Origin of the sequence: Sphingobacterium endophyticum (assembly GCF_009733535.1) — a bacterium.
GTDB classification, from domain to species: domain Bacteria; phylum Bacteroidota; class Bacteroidia; order Sphingobacteriales; family Sphingobacteriaceae; genus Sphingobacterium; species Sphingobacterium endophyticum.
This window is the reverse complement of sequence record NZ_SMMI01000004.1, coordinates 187,590-201,560: the sequence shown is the minus strand read 5'-3', so window position 1 is coordinate 201,560 and position 13,971 is coordinate 187,590. Positions and strand designations below refer to the sequence as shown.

The window sequence follows — 13,971 nt, the reverse complement described above, 5'->3', positions numbered from 1 at the left end:
AAATTCTAGATTCTATTAAGGAATTCTTACCATACGCCATTCCGACATTTGGAATAAACTGCTGCTCCTCGTTCTTTCGATGTGTAACTTGAACTGTTTGTATGCCTTAGGGAATTCAATATTAAATCGCTTAGTTTCATTTCGGCCGTTAAAAACCTCTGTTCTCCTCGTATCTATGGCTTCCCAAGTAGTTCCATCATTTGAACCATAAAGCACCCATTCCGCAGGGTCACGTTCTTGAGCATCATTCCCAGAGGTAAAGGTGTATGCACCGATTTTCTGTGCTTCTGTAAATACTAATTTAGCTTCTAGATCAACAAAATCTCCTAACAAGAATTTTGAGTTATAATTACCGTCAATCAATTTCGGAGAATTTTCATCCGGATTTCCGGTGTTGTCGCGACTTACTGTAAATACAGCATCGTTGGTAACATCCACTTCAACAACATTTTCTGAGTCTATCAGCAAGATGCTGTAATTTTTTTCCGGATTCAGTACGTGAAGGGTTGAGGAACTCAACTTTACTATGACTGCTAACTTCTTATCTAAGTTCTGGTTGATTACCGACCATGGCACATTAATCTCTAATCCAGTAGATTTGGAATTACTTGCAAATTGAACTTTCGTAGGAATGCTGTACTCCTCAGGTTTTAGTCCTACCGTATTCGCGGGCAATACTCCTGTTTTAATCAATTGAGCAATAGTATCGGTGGATGTCTGGACATCAACTGTAAATGCAGAGCCTGGAAAGCTCGCCAAGCTTATTCCAATAGGTATCGAAAGTCCTGAAGAAGAACTTTCATAATTTTGTTGATTTTTAGCTTCTAAGACAGCGCCAGCACCATTGGTCAACGAGATAAAATGGATGTCTGATTCTGTGATAAGATCATTTACTTTTAATATGAGTACACCGTTAGCATTCTTTGGGTCAATATTATTACCTTTTCCGGCATTTGTAATCCCGTATCCGATAACAATATTCTTTCCAAAATATTTCTCAACCTCTGTCCGTGTAATGGTAATGCTGAAAACGGTGGAGTCTGCACCAAAATTAACTTTTGTACTATTTGGTAAGAAGATAGACTCAGGCTTAACTGCAATATAGTTACTCCCTAAATTTTTAGATTTTATATGATCTTCAGCCGCTTTTTGATTCACGGCAAGGTTCACATCAAATGCCTTACTAGCAGGACTAGTTAATTTAATACTGACAGGAACAGTAATCTGTTCATTCGTTTTTGTGATTCCACCAGCGATATCGCCAGAACCAACGGTCGTTGCTGTTCCGGGCTTTAGACTAAAGTCCTCTAATGCTGTATCCTTGCAACCTATAAATAAGGTGAAACAAAGAATGGGTACATATATTTTCTTGATTAAATTCAACATGACTTTCATAATCTTTAGGTTTATTTATCAATCCAAACACGGCCATCCAAACCCCAACTCAATTGCCTAGGAACTTTAAGCCAACTGATAATTTGAGTAGGGATATCAATATTTCTAGGAACCATCGCACTCAAAGTGCTTGAAGAAGGAGCACATAGAAAATCATTTAGATTGGTAATCGGATAATCTCCATGTGTTTTTAGATGGGAACCATAAGGACCCTCATCTAATAATACTTTTCCGTCCTTACTGTTCATTGGCCAATAGGCAGCAAGAAAGTCAATGTTTGGATGGCTCATTTCCACCCCAACCTCACAGCTATATTGTTTGATAGTCTCTGGTGATAATGCGGCTTTCCAGAATTTTACATCTGCCAAATATGCGTCTGAACGCCAACCTTCTCTAGTTTCTAAAAATCCAATTCTAAATTTAGCCTCAGCAGCAATAGAACCCCAGCCGCTAATATCCGCCTCTTTTGAAAGTTCACCATTTGTATAGAGTTTGACAGTTCGCTTGCCATCTACTGTTTGACCTGTAATGGATATTGTATTCCAAGTTCCTCGGTTTAAATCTTTGTCAGCTTTAACCTCCCCGGTTCCCTTATCTCCACGAGCATTAAAAATCCAAGACTCACCTGAAAGGTGAATTACCCATCCTATACCATCAGTTTCTGCCCCCCAGTTTCCCTGGAAATGTTTTCTTTTACCAATAATCGATGGGTACCAAAAAGCATAATTATTATCTCGGCCTTTATTCTTCTTGATCTTCAGCTCAATGGTAAAATCTGAATAATCCAAATCGAAAATACTGTTATCTCCAGAATCTAGCTGAGCATAGTTTTCTCTTTCAAAGCGCATAAAATCACCGATAAATTTATTTCCGATAAATGGTTTTCCTAAAAATTTAGTGGAATATCTTGGCGAATAAATAATCGTAAAGGTATTTAATCCAGCATTACTGAATATCGTGTTGTCATTTTGTGCTGGAGGAATTTCATAGGCCCCGCCCTGACTTGATGTGATGACTACCATCCAGTTTTCTTTACCATAATTTGGTCTTGCTTCCAATGCTTTGATTAATTGACCTACCTGACCGTCAAATTTTTCAATTGCAGCTTTGTAGGCTGGTTTTGAATTATCATATCCAGCAGTTTTACCAGCTGCATCTACAGCAGTAAAGTGGCCCGTGATAAATGAAAGATTTTCATCCTTTAGGTCATTGATAACTTTCGTCGTAACATCATCATCATTGCTTGCTTTTTGAGCCTTCGTATTTTTACCGAATGTTTCAATAAATGTGGCGTTAGGACTGACCATACTCATCTTTATGGAATCACCCATGCTGGCCTTTATTCGGTCAGCCAAAAGGGGATAGGCATCGAACTTATTGTTCTCAAAATTATTGTCTCTTACTCCATGTTTCGTGTAATTTACTCCAGTGAATAAGTTTGCCCAATTCGATGATATACCAGCAGCATTCTCTTCACTCAAGGAAACCCAGGAATAGATAGAATTGGGCAGCAAGGCATTCATATTGGAGATATTGGAAGTTCTTACAGATTCCCCTCGAGCTCCATCTACAATTAACAAGAGCACTTTAGGCTTTCCATAAATTACATCTACAGAATCAGAATCATTTTCTGGAATAACCTTACTGAACTCTTCCTGACAGGAAGTTATATTAAGGCCCAGAAAAATCAGCAGTATGGCTGAAATTGAGTTTAAAATATTTTTCTTCATAATTTGCTGATTATTCAATCGTTATTCTTGTTATTTTTCTAGCATCAATATTATCGAATTTGTCAAAATTGCCTAAGAGTAGTAAGGCTCTTTTTCCATCATCCGATTTTGTTTCAATGATCTTCAGAATTTGATCGTCGACATAGCCAGTATTGTTCATTCCCTTAACCAAATCACCCTTGGAATCGATAATTAAGAAATTTGATCTTGCAATGCCGCCATATTCTCCAAATGAACCGGAAACTGCAATATTACCATCTTCCAATTGTAGTGCATATGTTGGAAATCCTTCGTTAAAGTCTTTTGGTTTGAAGGTATTATCGACCGTTCCATTCGCATTTAACATCACCATTTGTAGGCTTGCCACATTGTTAAAGGTTTTAAAACCTCCCGTAATAATATATTTATTGGTCTTTTCATTGTAGTTAACGGAGCTAATACCATAACTTGCGCCTTTTCCTATATTGAAGGTTTTATCAACCGTTCCATCTTCATTCAACCTAACGATATTTCCTGCTGGCTCGCCATCAAAGCTGCTAAAGGATCCAAAAATAACCGTTTTCCCTTTTAAAGCTCCAGATTTATGATAATAAGAACTTGTATAACCATTTGCACCTAAAAATGCTTTTCCATTGGAAAATCTAAAAGATTTGTCTAAAGTTCCATCCAGATTTAATAGCGCAACAGATCTTATCTCTGTACTATCAAGAATCACGGAATCCCTAGTTTCCATATAATTCGGCTTGCCGTAAGTTCGATGGATATGATATCTAAAGCTCCCTACAGCCAGTATTTTTCCTTTATGCTCATAAATATCAGCTACTGAAGTATTAAATCCACCATTGAATTTTGGATAATATTTGGTGGTATCGGGAAGGTGAGGAGGGCGAAATGGTTTAACGGCCATGGTATCAATCTGCCCATTTAGGTTTAAACGAGTCAAATTGGATATATTGTCCGTCCTTTGATCAAAACCCGAGAAAGAACCTGCAATATAATACCCATTCTGAATTTGTATAATAGAGCTTAGAAATCCTTGAACCCCATTTCCTACGCGAAAGCTGGCATCATATTCTCCATTAGGAAAAGTTCTGACAATTCTATTGTTGGGTTTGATGTTACCTTTATTTTCATAATTGGTAAAGGCACCTACGAAAATATTCTTTCCATCCGTGGTTGTCAGCATATCAATCATTGAACCTCCGTTAGCTCCATATTTGGCCTGCCAGGTTGGATCTATTTTAATTTTACCCTGAACCATAAAGTTTGGTCCATGGAAAAGAATATCATCGATTAATATCGTTGTCGCTCCAGTACTTGCGAAATCCGGAACCTTAACGGTAATTTCTTCGTCGCTGATGGAAACAATTTCTGCCTTCTGACCATTAAAGGTAAATACAGCTTTATCCTTATAAGCATTAAGGCCTTTTACTTTTAATTTTACTAAAGTGCCCGGTCCGCCAGTTTCTGGACTTGGCTTTTGCGATCGGTCAATTACAATTCCTAATGCTGCCTTACCTTCTTGGTAAGGTTCAGAGTGGAATTCGACATCTTTGGAACAGGAAAATGATCCTAAGCATGCCATTGCGATTATATAATATTTAAAAAGCTTTCTCATAATTTTAGCGTTTGCTTTGGATAACATCCTGAATAACATCTATTGAAGCTAAGTTTAATCCAAAATAAGTAAGGTTATAATTTAAAACATGGATTACGCCATTCGTCGGTTGAATATCCGATGTAGAAACCGGGTATCTAAGAAGGTTATCTGGGTTGCCATAATCAGGCATGTAAGAAAGAAATAACTGTCTATAGCCTTTGTATTTTAACCTTGCAACCTCAGTCGATCCGCTCATCTGTATGATATCATTGAATACTACACCTATTTTAGAAACAGCACCGCTCATAGAGACATAATTCTGTCCGGGATATGTGCCTAAGAGTTGAAAATCAACCTGAGGATAATCGGCAAGTTTATTCTTCCCTTTAAACATATATTTCAATAAGTGCTTCCGCCAGATTAAGGAATCTATATCGCTTAATTTTTGAATGGTATCCAGGCCATTAAAAAAAAGCACTTCATTTAAACCTCCTTTTCCAACAGTCCCAATCAATTGTTTGATGTCTGGATCTGAAGGGGCGAAAAATGTAAATTCTTTCGTTTTAAAGTCATTTTCGAGACCTGCCAATTTGATAATCTGTACAATAGTATCAAATAGAACAGGTTTTGTTTCTAAATATTGAATGATAGTTCCATCGAATTCAGCTTTGGCTAAGCCTCCATCCTCATAGTAATCATCCTTATTGCATGCACCCAAAAAGAATAGACTCATAAAAAAGAGTGCAATATATTCGGTTTTAAATAGCTTTTTCATAATTAACGTCCAATTGAAGTCCAATAATCATTTAATTCCATATATGGATTGTTATTCAGCGCAGAAGGATCTATAGGCCAGGTCCAGCCACCGCGATTATATTGATCCAAGGTTAATGGGCTCAAGGTCCATTCTCTGCTCATAATCCTTCGTGTTCGGATAAGGTCAAAATATCGGATTCCTTCACCAATCAATTCCCTTCCTCTTTCTAGAAAGATAAAGTTCTTGAGATCCGAACCTCCGCCACCATTATACCTAGTTGCCTGTGCCCGATCCCGAACCATATTGACTGCAGCAATGGCTTCCGGATCTCTATTCAATTCTGCGCAAGCTTCAGCATACAATAAAATTGCATCGGAATATCTGAAAATACTGAACGTATTATCCGGGTTCTTATCTTCATTACCTGAAGCATATACGTTCGTACCAAATTTTCTGAGTACAAAGCGACCATTGTCCGAAGTAATGTCCTCAAACCACATCTCTCTACGTTTATCTGCATCTCCTTCTGGAAAGATCTGATTCATATAGGTTGAAATAAAGTAACAATGGCTTAATTGGTTGGTATAACGAGGGAATTTGTATGGCCAACGTAAGAAGTGATCCCAAAAAGGAGCTAAAGCCGCAACATCATCCCCATAGTTGATACTCTTGTAGAATTCGAAGAGCGATTCTTCACTTCTACCTTTGGTAACTGTCGCCCAGTTTTGATCATTGAAGGGAGCAACAAGTTTATGCTGTTTACTGTCGATCAATTGTTTTCCAAGAGCTACCGCCTCGGTTAAGTATTTCTGCTTATTTGCAGGATCAAAACTTGAGTTCCACATATTCATGTGCATCAGTAGAGCTATTATTGCTCCTTTAGCAGGTCTAGCACCTCTAAGTCCCGGATCATTTAACGACCATGGCATTAAATCTTTTTGTGGACTCAAATCAGCAATACATTTATTCAATACTGAAACCATGCTTTCACGGGCTTGAGGCTCCGTATGGTAAGCATCTGTAAAATAAGGAACATCACCATATAGACGCACCATCCAGAAATAAGTGAAGTTTCTAATGAATTTTGCTTCGGCGATATAACGTGTTTGATCTGAACCGCTAACACCAGGAATGCCCTCTTCTAATTTTTCAATGAGGATATTGGTACTTTGAATTACCTGATAATACGTTTTCCAATTGGTGATAGCACGGATATTATACCATTGAAAATCATTTCCGGCCATGGCATAGTTGATGTCATTTCTTCCTAATGCTTCAATGACTTTTCTTGAGTTATAACTATTGGCTCCTTCAGAAACAAAGATCTCACCAGATCGGGCTTCACCGATCGCTCCCATTACCCACGTTTCATTGATCTTCGTGAAGAATTTGGCATATATAAAGGCAATATTTGTTTCTACATCTTGTTGGGAAAGGTAATAATTATTCCCTGTTAAACGATCGATGGGTTCCACGGTTAGATAATCCTTACACCCAGAAAAACTGAAACCCAAAGCTATTCCTAATCCAATTACTGCTAATTTATTTTTTATTAAGTTTTTCATAATAATTAGAATGAAATGTTGAAACCTAAAGTATATGATCTCGGTACCGGGTAGCCATTAGAAGCATCACGGCCAAGACTTGTTACGTTTTCAGGATTCGGTCCTGAATATTTAGAAAATGTATAAACATTATCCATTGATGCGTAAATACGGAACCTGTCTAACTTAAATCTTCTTAAGAAATCCCTGTCAAACACATAGGCTACAATAATATTGTTAATTTTAAAATAGGATCCGTTTTCTTCCCATAAGGTTTGGTCGTAACGGAAAGGTCTAACACTGGAATTTCTTGAGAAATCATATGGATAAGGATATTTTGCAATATCTCCGTCCTGTAACCAAATATCCAAGTCATCCACCGGAACCACAGATTGTCCGCCATTTCCAGTAATCACTCCATTTTCTATAATTTGTCCGAAAGGATTTCTAAACAGGTCTAAACGTTGTGCCAATGCATAATTAAGAATGGTACGTTTTGCTGTATAAGAGGCATAAACAGAGAATTGGAAGTTCTTATAGTTAAAGTTATTCTGCATACCTCCGGTCCATAAAGGTTGGGTATTCCCTGAACGTGCATAATCTCGTTGATCTAAAATATAATCTCCATTTCGGTCCACAAATATTGGGTCACCAGCTTGGAAGAATGTTCCATCAGATGTTCTATAACGAAGACCTGTTGTTGGATCAACCGGGACATCTGCATCTGTTGCATATACCCCAACATTCTGTAATAGATAATTAGATAGGGCAGAGGTACCAACACGATTCACACTATGTAATAGATCAGGACCACCATCCCACTTAATGAATTGACCACGGAAGGTTGCAGGAAGTTGCAATAAAACATCCCTATTATAGGCACCGTTTAAGGAGAATGTCCAGTTAAATGCACTGGCTGCGGGTAGTGGTCGAATGTTTAATGCTAGTTCATGTCCATAATTTGCAAGACCAGCATCGTTTGAATGCAACTTGTCAAATCCTGTTGAATTGCTTAAGAATGATTCAAATAATAGATTTTCAACACGTTTGTAATATGTATCATAAATTATTTCAATCTTATTATTGAACAGATTCAGATCCAAACCAGCATTATATTGCATGGATGTTGTTGGTTTAAGGTTTGGATTTGGAATAAATTCATAGTTGATACCTATACCGTTGATTTGATTGTATCTACCGGAAATATCATATTTTCCGTAGATGCGCTCCAAGGAACTGGTCGGCATAACATTCACTCCCCAAGTAAAGCGAAGGGAAGCAAGATTGATCCATGGCACAGACTTAATCCATTCTTCATGATGTGCATTCCATCGAACCCCAATAGCAGGGTTTTTTGTATATAAATTCTCAAAACCATTTGCAGAAGAACCATCAATCCGGTACGAAAGATCCACAATGTAACGGCTCTTATAACTATAGGACGTCGCTAATGCAAATGATAAGGCTTTTTCATTTCTGAAATTGGACAATATTCCACCCCCTCTAGAAAACCAACCATCATAACCCAATGGTCCTTCAAATTGGTCATTTGGAGTCCGAACCTGTTTGGTAATAGAATTTTGTCTTTGATTATGTCTCACTTCATTAAAGAGGTTGATAAAGATGTTATGGTCCTCATTAAAATCACGTGTATAATTGATGATGTTCCGATTATAAAGATTGGATTCACGTCCAGCAAATGAATAGACTTCAGAGAACTGGCCAGCTGCCGCTGCAGGTGTAAAACGGTCTTCATTGTTCGAAGCAAATTCATAACTCAATGCTGACTGTAACCTTAATCCTGGAAGGATTTCAAATTTACCTTCCACATAGGGCCTGATCAGCTTGGAGCTATTATCATTTTTCGTTTTAATTGCTGAAATATAGTCAGCTGAGGCATTGAAAAATCCTGGCGGAGGAAGGAGGGTGGAGTTCATTCCTCCTGTGCTCACTCCGGTCTGCAAGATTCCCGTACCGTCGCCTTTGTTTTGTTTACCTAATTGGGCGAATACCTGTCCTGTAAAATCAAACCTTTTCGAAGGTCTATAATCCATTCTCAAGTTGGCAGAATACCGATTAAAGCCCGTATTCTTAATAACCCCTGTTTCTCCATAATAACCAATATTGGATTTATAGGAAAGGATTTCATTACCACCGTCCAAACTTAAGTTATGGTTTTGATTAAAGGTGTTTTGATAGTAAAGTGCCTGCCAATTTGTTGAATTATTGAAAAACGCATTTAAACTATCCGCTAACATTGGGGTATTCATAATATTATCAATTTCCCCCTGAATTCTGGCATTATTATAAATTTGCCAGATCTTTAATTGACGTTCCAGATTACCCCCTAACGTTTCTCTTAACTTAGGTGGTGTTTTCATAAAAGTACTGTGGGTATAATTGATGCGAGGTACTGGAGAATTTCCACGTTTTGTTGTGATGATTATTACACCATAAGCACCTTGTGAACCATATAGGGAAGTTGCTTGGGCATCCTTTAAGATTTCAATGCTCTGCACATCTTCCGGTGGTATTAAGGAAAGTGGACTGATTCCGGGACCTTGTTGTTGAAGGCCAAATTCCGAAGCACGGTCAGCATCCATAGGAACACCATCAATCACATACAATGGGGAAGTAGGCATTAAGATCGATTCGCTACCACTTCCTGTAGTCGTTAAAGTGGATAGTCCACGAATTTGGGTCGACCCTCTGAATCCAGGAGCACCGGTATTTACCTGAACGTTCAATCCAGGAACTTTACCCTGCATTAACTGTTCTAAGTTTGCAGTCGGAACGTCACGAAGGTCTTTTTCTCCTAAGGTAAAGGAAGAACCAGTAGTTGTTTCCTTTTTGCGGGCAACATAACCACGGACAACGACCTCTTCCACTTGATCCTCTGTTGAGCTCAACTGTACATTGATCGTAGTTTGATTAGCCCTGACAGTAACCCTTCTCTGGTTAAAACCTACCGCTTTAAATATTAAAGTCGTATTAGCAGGAACACTGATCGAGAAGTTCCCATTATCACTTGTAGCAGTAATAGCGCGGTTGTTGGCAGCATTGATAACTGTAACGCCTGCAACTCCATTGTTGGACTCGTCAACAACCCGTCCTCGAATCTCCTGATTCTGAGCAAAAGCAATTTGAAGGCTAAATATGCTTAAGATTAATATAATTAGTTTTTGTAATTTCATAAGGCTTAGGATTAGTCGTCTTCAAATTTTGGGTTCTCATTGCGGAAATGAAATACAATTTCCCAATCTCCTTTTTTATAAATACGGTAATTCAAAGATAATTGGCCTACTTGTCTGATTCCTCCAAAACCAATTCTAGAATAGTTAATCGTGAAAAAGGCCGTACCACCATTTGAATAGTCAGTTTTGATATTCGATAAAGGAATAGGGTAGGCAACATCATATTGCACATATTCCGGGTTCATTACTTTATTAAATCCATGAACTAACAAATCCCATTTTGTCTGGTTGAATTTTACTGGATTAATAAATTTTCCATCTGCCCCTAGGAATTTTATCCTTAAGCTATTGCCTTTACCGCCAGAGAATGGACGAATATAGACTACGACATCTTTTTTGATTGAATTATTTGCTAATGGCAATTGTGTTCTCTCGCCAATTACATTTGTTAAAGAACTTGGAATAATATAATCCTGTCTGGTTGTATCCTTTGGTCGCTGTGGATCCGGCGCCTTACCGCCCGTATATGGATTGATGTCCGTATCAGGGTAGTAGTCCCTTTGAGTCCAAGGGATTAATTGGAAATCCTTGATGATCTGTGTACCACCCGAGTTTTGAACTTTTATATCAAAAAAACGAATATCCTGCGTTTTAAGGACGGTGTCCACAGGTCTAGGTTTTAGATTTTTATTATTTGCTGATGCCCATAGAATTAAGCGTCCATTGCTATCGACCTCGAAAATAGGTTTTTCAACTAATTTTCTTTTGGCTTCGATTTCAGCTATTGATTTTTCCAATCCATCATATTCTTGGATCCATTCGTAAGTAGGTGCTTTGGTAAAGATATCAGTGACAGGCCGCCCATCACCATAACGGGCGTTGACGATTTCAAACTTCATTGGAAGCGTCGAATTGTCCTCCACCATAGAAGTAAATACGGTTGTTCTTCCAAGGATAGGTTCTAGTATTTTATTGGTATAGTCAATTTTATCACTGATAAAATCACGGTCTTCCGGTAAGCCATACATGTCTGAACATGCACTGAATAGGCTATAGCTACTTAGGATGACGCAGAGTAATCGGATATTATTTGAGATTTTCATAAATAATCTTTTTCAGGTCAATGGATTAGTTTGCTGTTCCTTTATTAACACTCCAGTCTGCTAATTGGAAATCTCCTCCAGAACGGTTTCTTTGGATATTCAACCTATAGAATTTATAAGCTGTTGTATTATTGATCCAAAATACCCGTTGTTGGAATCTAGAAGTAAATTCTTCTCCGGATTTTGAATCTAATGTTACCCAGTTTTCCCCATCTTGAGAACCTTGTAAGTTCCAGTCAATAGGATCCCTATCAGGAATATCATTCGCAGAAGTTAAGGTATAAGAGTTTGCAGCCGTAGGCGTATTTAATTCCACCTGCATCCAAACTCCATTAAATCCACCTAAGAAGAATTTTGTTTCTCTATTTCCGTCGAATACATATTTTGAAGCTTCAACTGCATCGGGACCACCACCTGTTTCCCTTGATACTGAAAACTTACCACCAACTGTGACAAATAAATTTGGTGGAGGTGGGATATAAGTTAAGCGAGTAACAAAATCATTGAATCCAAATACATGGTTGGAAGACAATACATGGATCATCCCGTTTTTTGCCTCAATATTGATAGATGCTGTCGTTGCAGTTATCCAGTTTCTAGTAAATTGACTGTTTTTCGTGTCCGAATACTCAATCACCTTCGGACCTCCACCTTCAAATCCAGATGATGTCGCTGTTGTTAATTTTGCATTCATCGTCCTTTTATATTTGAAATCCTGTAATTTGATTCCATCCTTAAGGAGCATTGAGTCGCTAGGGTACGATCCTTTAATAATATATTGCGACATCATGGTATCCAAATGTTTTAGATCCACGTTGCTTAAATATTCCAAAGATTTATCAGATTCCCTACGGGTATTGTTGAGGTTTTCAATGGCTAATTGGAAACTTTGATTCGTAGGGGCAAAGAAGGTATATTTCTCATTACTACCTAAGACAGCATTCATTTTACTTCTGTCCAAAACTTTTAATAAAGAGTCAAATACACCCGGTTTACTTTGAAGATATTCTAGAATTGTACCATCATAAGTCACCTTCTGGACGGTTTCATTATAATATCCTTTGTCTTTGGTGCAGCTGCTCACCAAAATCAAGAAAAGAATGCTATAAAATAGATTATTGATTTTCATGGTTAAACAGTTTATTTCCAATATTCATTTTGGGTTAATAATTTATTTTGGGTCAAAACCTCAGTGGATATTGGCCAATATTGCCCATTATCCCGAATTAATTTACTCAGGTCAGAATTATCATTGATAATTTTATATTGTCTGACCAAATCATACCATCGGTGGCCTTCGCCCATCAACTCTCGGTTTCTTTCTTGGAAAATGGCTTCAATTAATTCTCCATTTCTAGCTGCAGAATAATTATTCAGACCTCTACGCTCACGAATGGTATTCAGTAGATCTATCGCACCATTTTGTTCTCCGATCACGGCTAATGCTTCAGCACGTAATAAGTACATGTCTTCCAATCTGGTAATGATGGTGGCGCTGGAATAAAATCTGAAAGAAGGGTCAGTAACTCCACCCATGATACATTTAACCTTGCTAAAAATTGGATATTGACCGTTAAAGTTCCTAAAATAGACCTCAGTAACCGGGTTGCCTAATGTATCGGCTGAGAACCTTTCATCTGTAGGTTCATTGAATATTTCCAGGATTTTCTCCTTAGGAATATACATATCCGGAATACTTTTATTAACAACCGGAGCAGCCAAGGTCAACTCTTCAATATGTCCTGTGAATGATCCTTCTACATGATTGTAGACATGGGCAAAACCCAATAATTGATTGTTGTTCTTATCATAGAAAAAACCATTTGGATCGGTCATGTTTCCAGTAGACAGAATGCCTAAACCACCTTTTTGAGCATTGTCAATGACGAATTTAGCATAGGCTGCAGCATCAGGATAATTGCTTTGCCATGCTGCTACATGCGCCAAGATTGCATAAGCTGTCGTTTTGCGGGCTAATGAACCTGTCCACCTTGAACTAGATTCGTTATAATAATTTCCTTGTTGCTGCTCATCGTTCGAACTATATAAGAAAGGTAAGTCTTGTGCCGCTTTGATAAGTTCCTGCTCCACAAATGCTAGAACCTTACTTTGATCTTCACGGGGTTGATCTGTAAAACTTCCTTCTTTAGACGAAACAATTAATGGTACATCTCCCCAAATACGAACCATATAGAAATATGCAAAAGCACGTAAAAACCTCGCTTGTGCAATATCCACTACCATGTTGTTGTTGGTGTATCTTTCGTCCTTTTCTTTGACCTCATGGATTCGTTCTAGGAAAATATTGGCTGAATTAATTACAGCATACCACCTACGCCAAGATTTCAAGTCATTCATCACCCCAAACGATGCATTCAAATCATGTTTAGCAACCGCTTTAAGGTCTTGACGAATTGGAACCGAGAATTGTCCAGAACGAACATCTCCATATATCCAATGTGCATTATTATCATTCAATGCAGATTTTGTTAGACCATAAACACCCATTAAGGCACCTCTGGAATCTTCCATCGAAATCCACATGTTTTCTTCAGACACCAAACGAGTAGAATTGACGTCCAGCATTTTTTTGCAGGAAACGAATACCTGACTCAATACAATCAATATGATTAATAATCTTTTCATAG

Annotated in this window: 9 protein-coding genes; all 9 read right to left on the bottom strand. The window is 37.9% G+C overall.

What is annotated here, in order from left to right:
* Window positions 1-15: 15 nt before the first annotated feature.
* From E0Y80_RS06700 to E0Y80_RS06660, 9 genes are read right to left on the bottom strand one after another with little or no spacing between them, the layout of a single operon-like run.
* Window positions 16-1,395, bottom strand: coding sequence for a discoidin/SUN/FTP domain-containing protein (locus E0Y80_RS06700; RefSeq protein WP_156306890.1), 1,380 nt, complete (start codon window positions 1,393-1,395; stop codon window positions 16-18).
* A gap of 11 nt (window positions 1,396-1,406) precedes the next feature.
* The gene (locus E0Y80_RS06695) at window positions 1,407-3,125 is read right to left on the bottom strand and encodes an alkaline phosphatase family protein (RefSeq protein ID WP_156306889.1); all 1,719 of its coding nucleotides are present in this window, start codon (window positions 3,123-3,125) and stop codon (window positions 1,407-1,409) included.
* Between the two features lie 10 nt (window positions 3,126-3,135).
* Entirely contained in the window at window positions 3,136-4,743 is a 1,608-nt protein-coding gene (locus E0Y80_RS06690) for a DUF5008 domain-containing protein (protein WP_197091503.1), read from the bottom strand.
* Window positions 4,744-4,747: 4 nt separating this feature from the next.
* Complete coding sequence (locus E0Y80_RS06685; protein ID WP_156306887.1) at window positions 4,748-5,500, bottom strand: fasciclin domain-containing protein; 753 nt, start codon at window positions 5,498-5,500, stop codon at window positions 4,748-4,750.
* A 2-nt stretch (window positions 5,501-5,502) separates the two neighbouring features.
* A complete protein-coding gene (locus E0Y80_RS06680) occupies window positions 5,503-7,047 on the bottom strand; it encodes a RagB/SusD family nutrient uptake outer membrane protein (protein ID WP_156306886.1) in 1,545 nt (514 codons plus the stop codon).
* A gap of 5 nt (window positions 7,048-7,052) precedes the next feature.
* Window positions 7,053-10,220: a SusC/RagA family TonB-linked outer membrane protein gene (locus E0Y80_RS06675; RefSeq protein WP_156306885.1), complete on the bottom strand. Its 3,168-nt coding sequence runs from the start codon at window positions 10,218-10,220 to the stop codon at window positions 7,053-7,055.
* A gap of 11 nt (window positions 10,221-10,231) precedes the next feature.
* A complete protein-coding gene (locus E0Y80_RS06670) occupies window positions 10,232-11,323 on the bottom strand; it encodes a DUF5007 domain-containing protein (protein ID WP_156306884.1) in 1,092 nt (363 codons plus the stop codon).
* Window positions 11,324-11,348: 25 nt separating this feature from the next.
* Window positions 11,349-12,452, bottom strand: a complete 1,104-nt coding sequence (locus E0Y80_RS06665) for a fasciclin domain-containing protein (RefSeq protein ID WP_156306883.1) — start codon at window positions 12,450-12,452, stop codon at window positions 11,349-11,351.
* Window positions 12,453-12,463: 11 nt separating this feature from the next.
* Window positions 12,464-13,969 carry a RagB/SusD family nutrient uptake outer membrane protein gene (locus E0Y80_RS06660; RefSeq protein WP_156306882.1) on the bottom strand — a complete coding sequence of 502 codons (1,506 nt, stop codon included), beginning with the start codon at window positions 13,967-13,969 and terminating at the stop codon, window positions 12,464-12,466.
* Window positions 13,970-13,971 lie beyond the last annotated feature (2 nt).

Bases quoted from the DNA above. Each gene is read 5' to 3' on its own strand.
- E0Y80_RS06680 (WP_156306886.1), bottom strand. From the start codon at position 7,047: ATGAAAAACTTAATAAAAAATAAATTAGCAGTAATTGGATTAGGAATA.
- E0Y80_RS06700 (WP_156306890.1), bottom strand. From the start codon at position 1,395: ATGAAAGTCATGTTGAATTTAATCAAGAAAATATATGTACCCATTCTT.
- E0Y80_RS06690 (WP_197091503.1), bottom strand. From the start codon at position 4,743: ATGAGAAAGCTTTTTAAATATTATATAATCGCAATGGCATGCTTAGGA.
- E0Y80_RS06695 (WP_156306889.1), bottom strand. From the start codon at position 3,125: ATGAAGAAAAATATTTTAAACTCAATTTCAGCCATACTGCTGATTTTT.
- E0Y80_RS06675 (WP_156306885.1), bottom strand. From the start codon at position 10,220: ATGAAATTACAAAAACTAATTATATTAATCTTAAGCATATTTAGCCTT.
- E0Y80_RS06665 (WP_156306883.1), bottom strand. From the start codon at position 12,452: ATGAAAATCAATAATCTATTTTATAGCATTCTTTTCTTGATTTTGGTG.
- E0Y80_RS06660 (WP_156306882.1), bottom strand. From the start codon at position 13,969: ATGAAAAGATTATTAATCATATTGATTGTATTGAGTCAGGTATTCGTT.
- E0Y80_RS06670 (WP_156306884.1), bottom strand. From the start codon at position 11,323: ATGAAAATCTCAAATAATATCCGATTACTCTGCGTCATCCTAAGTAGC.
- E0Y80_RS06685 (WP_156306887.1), bottom strand. From the start codon at position 5,500: ATGAAAAAGCTATTTAAAACCGAATATATTGCACTCTTTTTTATGAGT.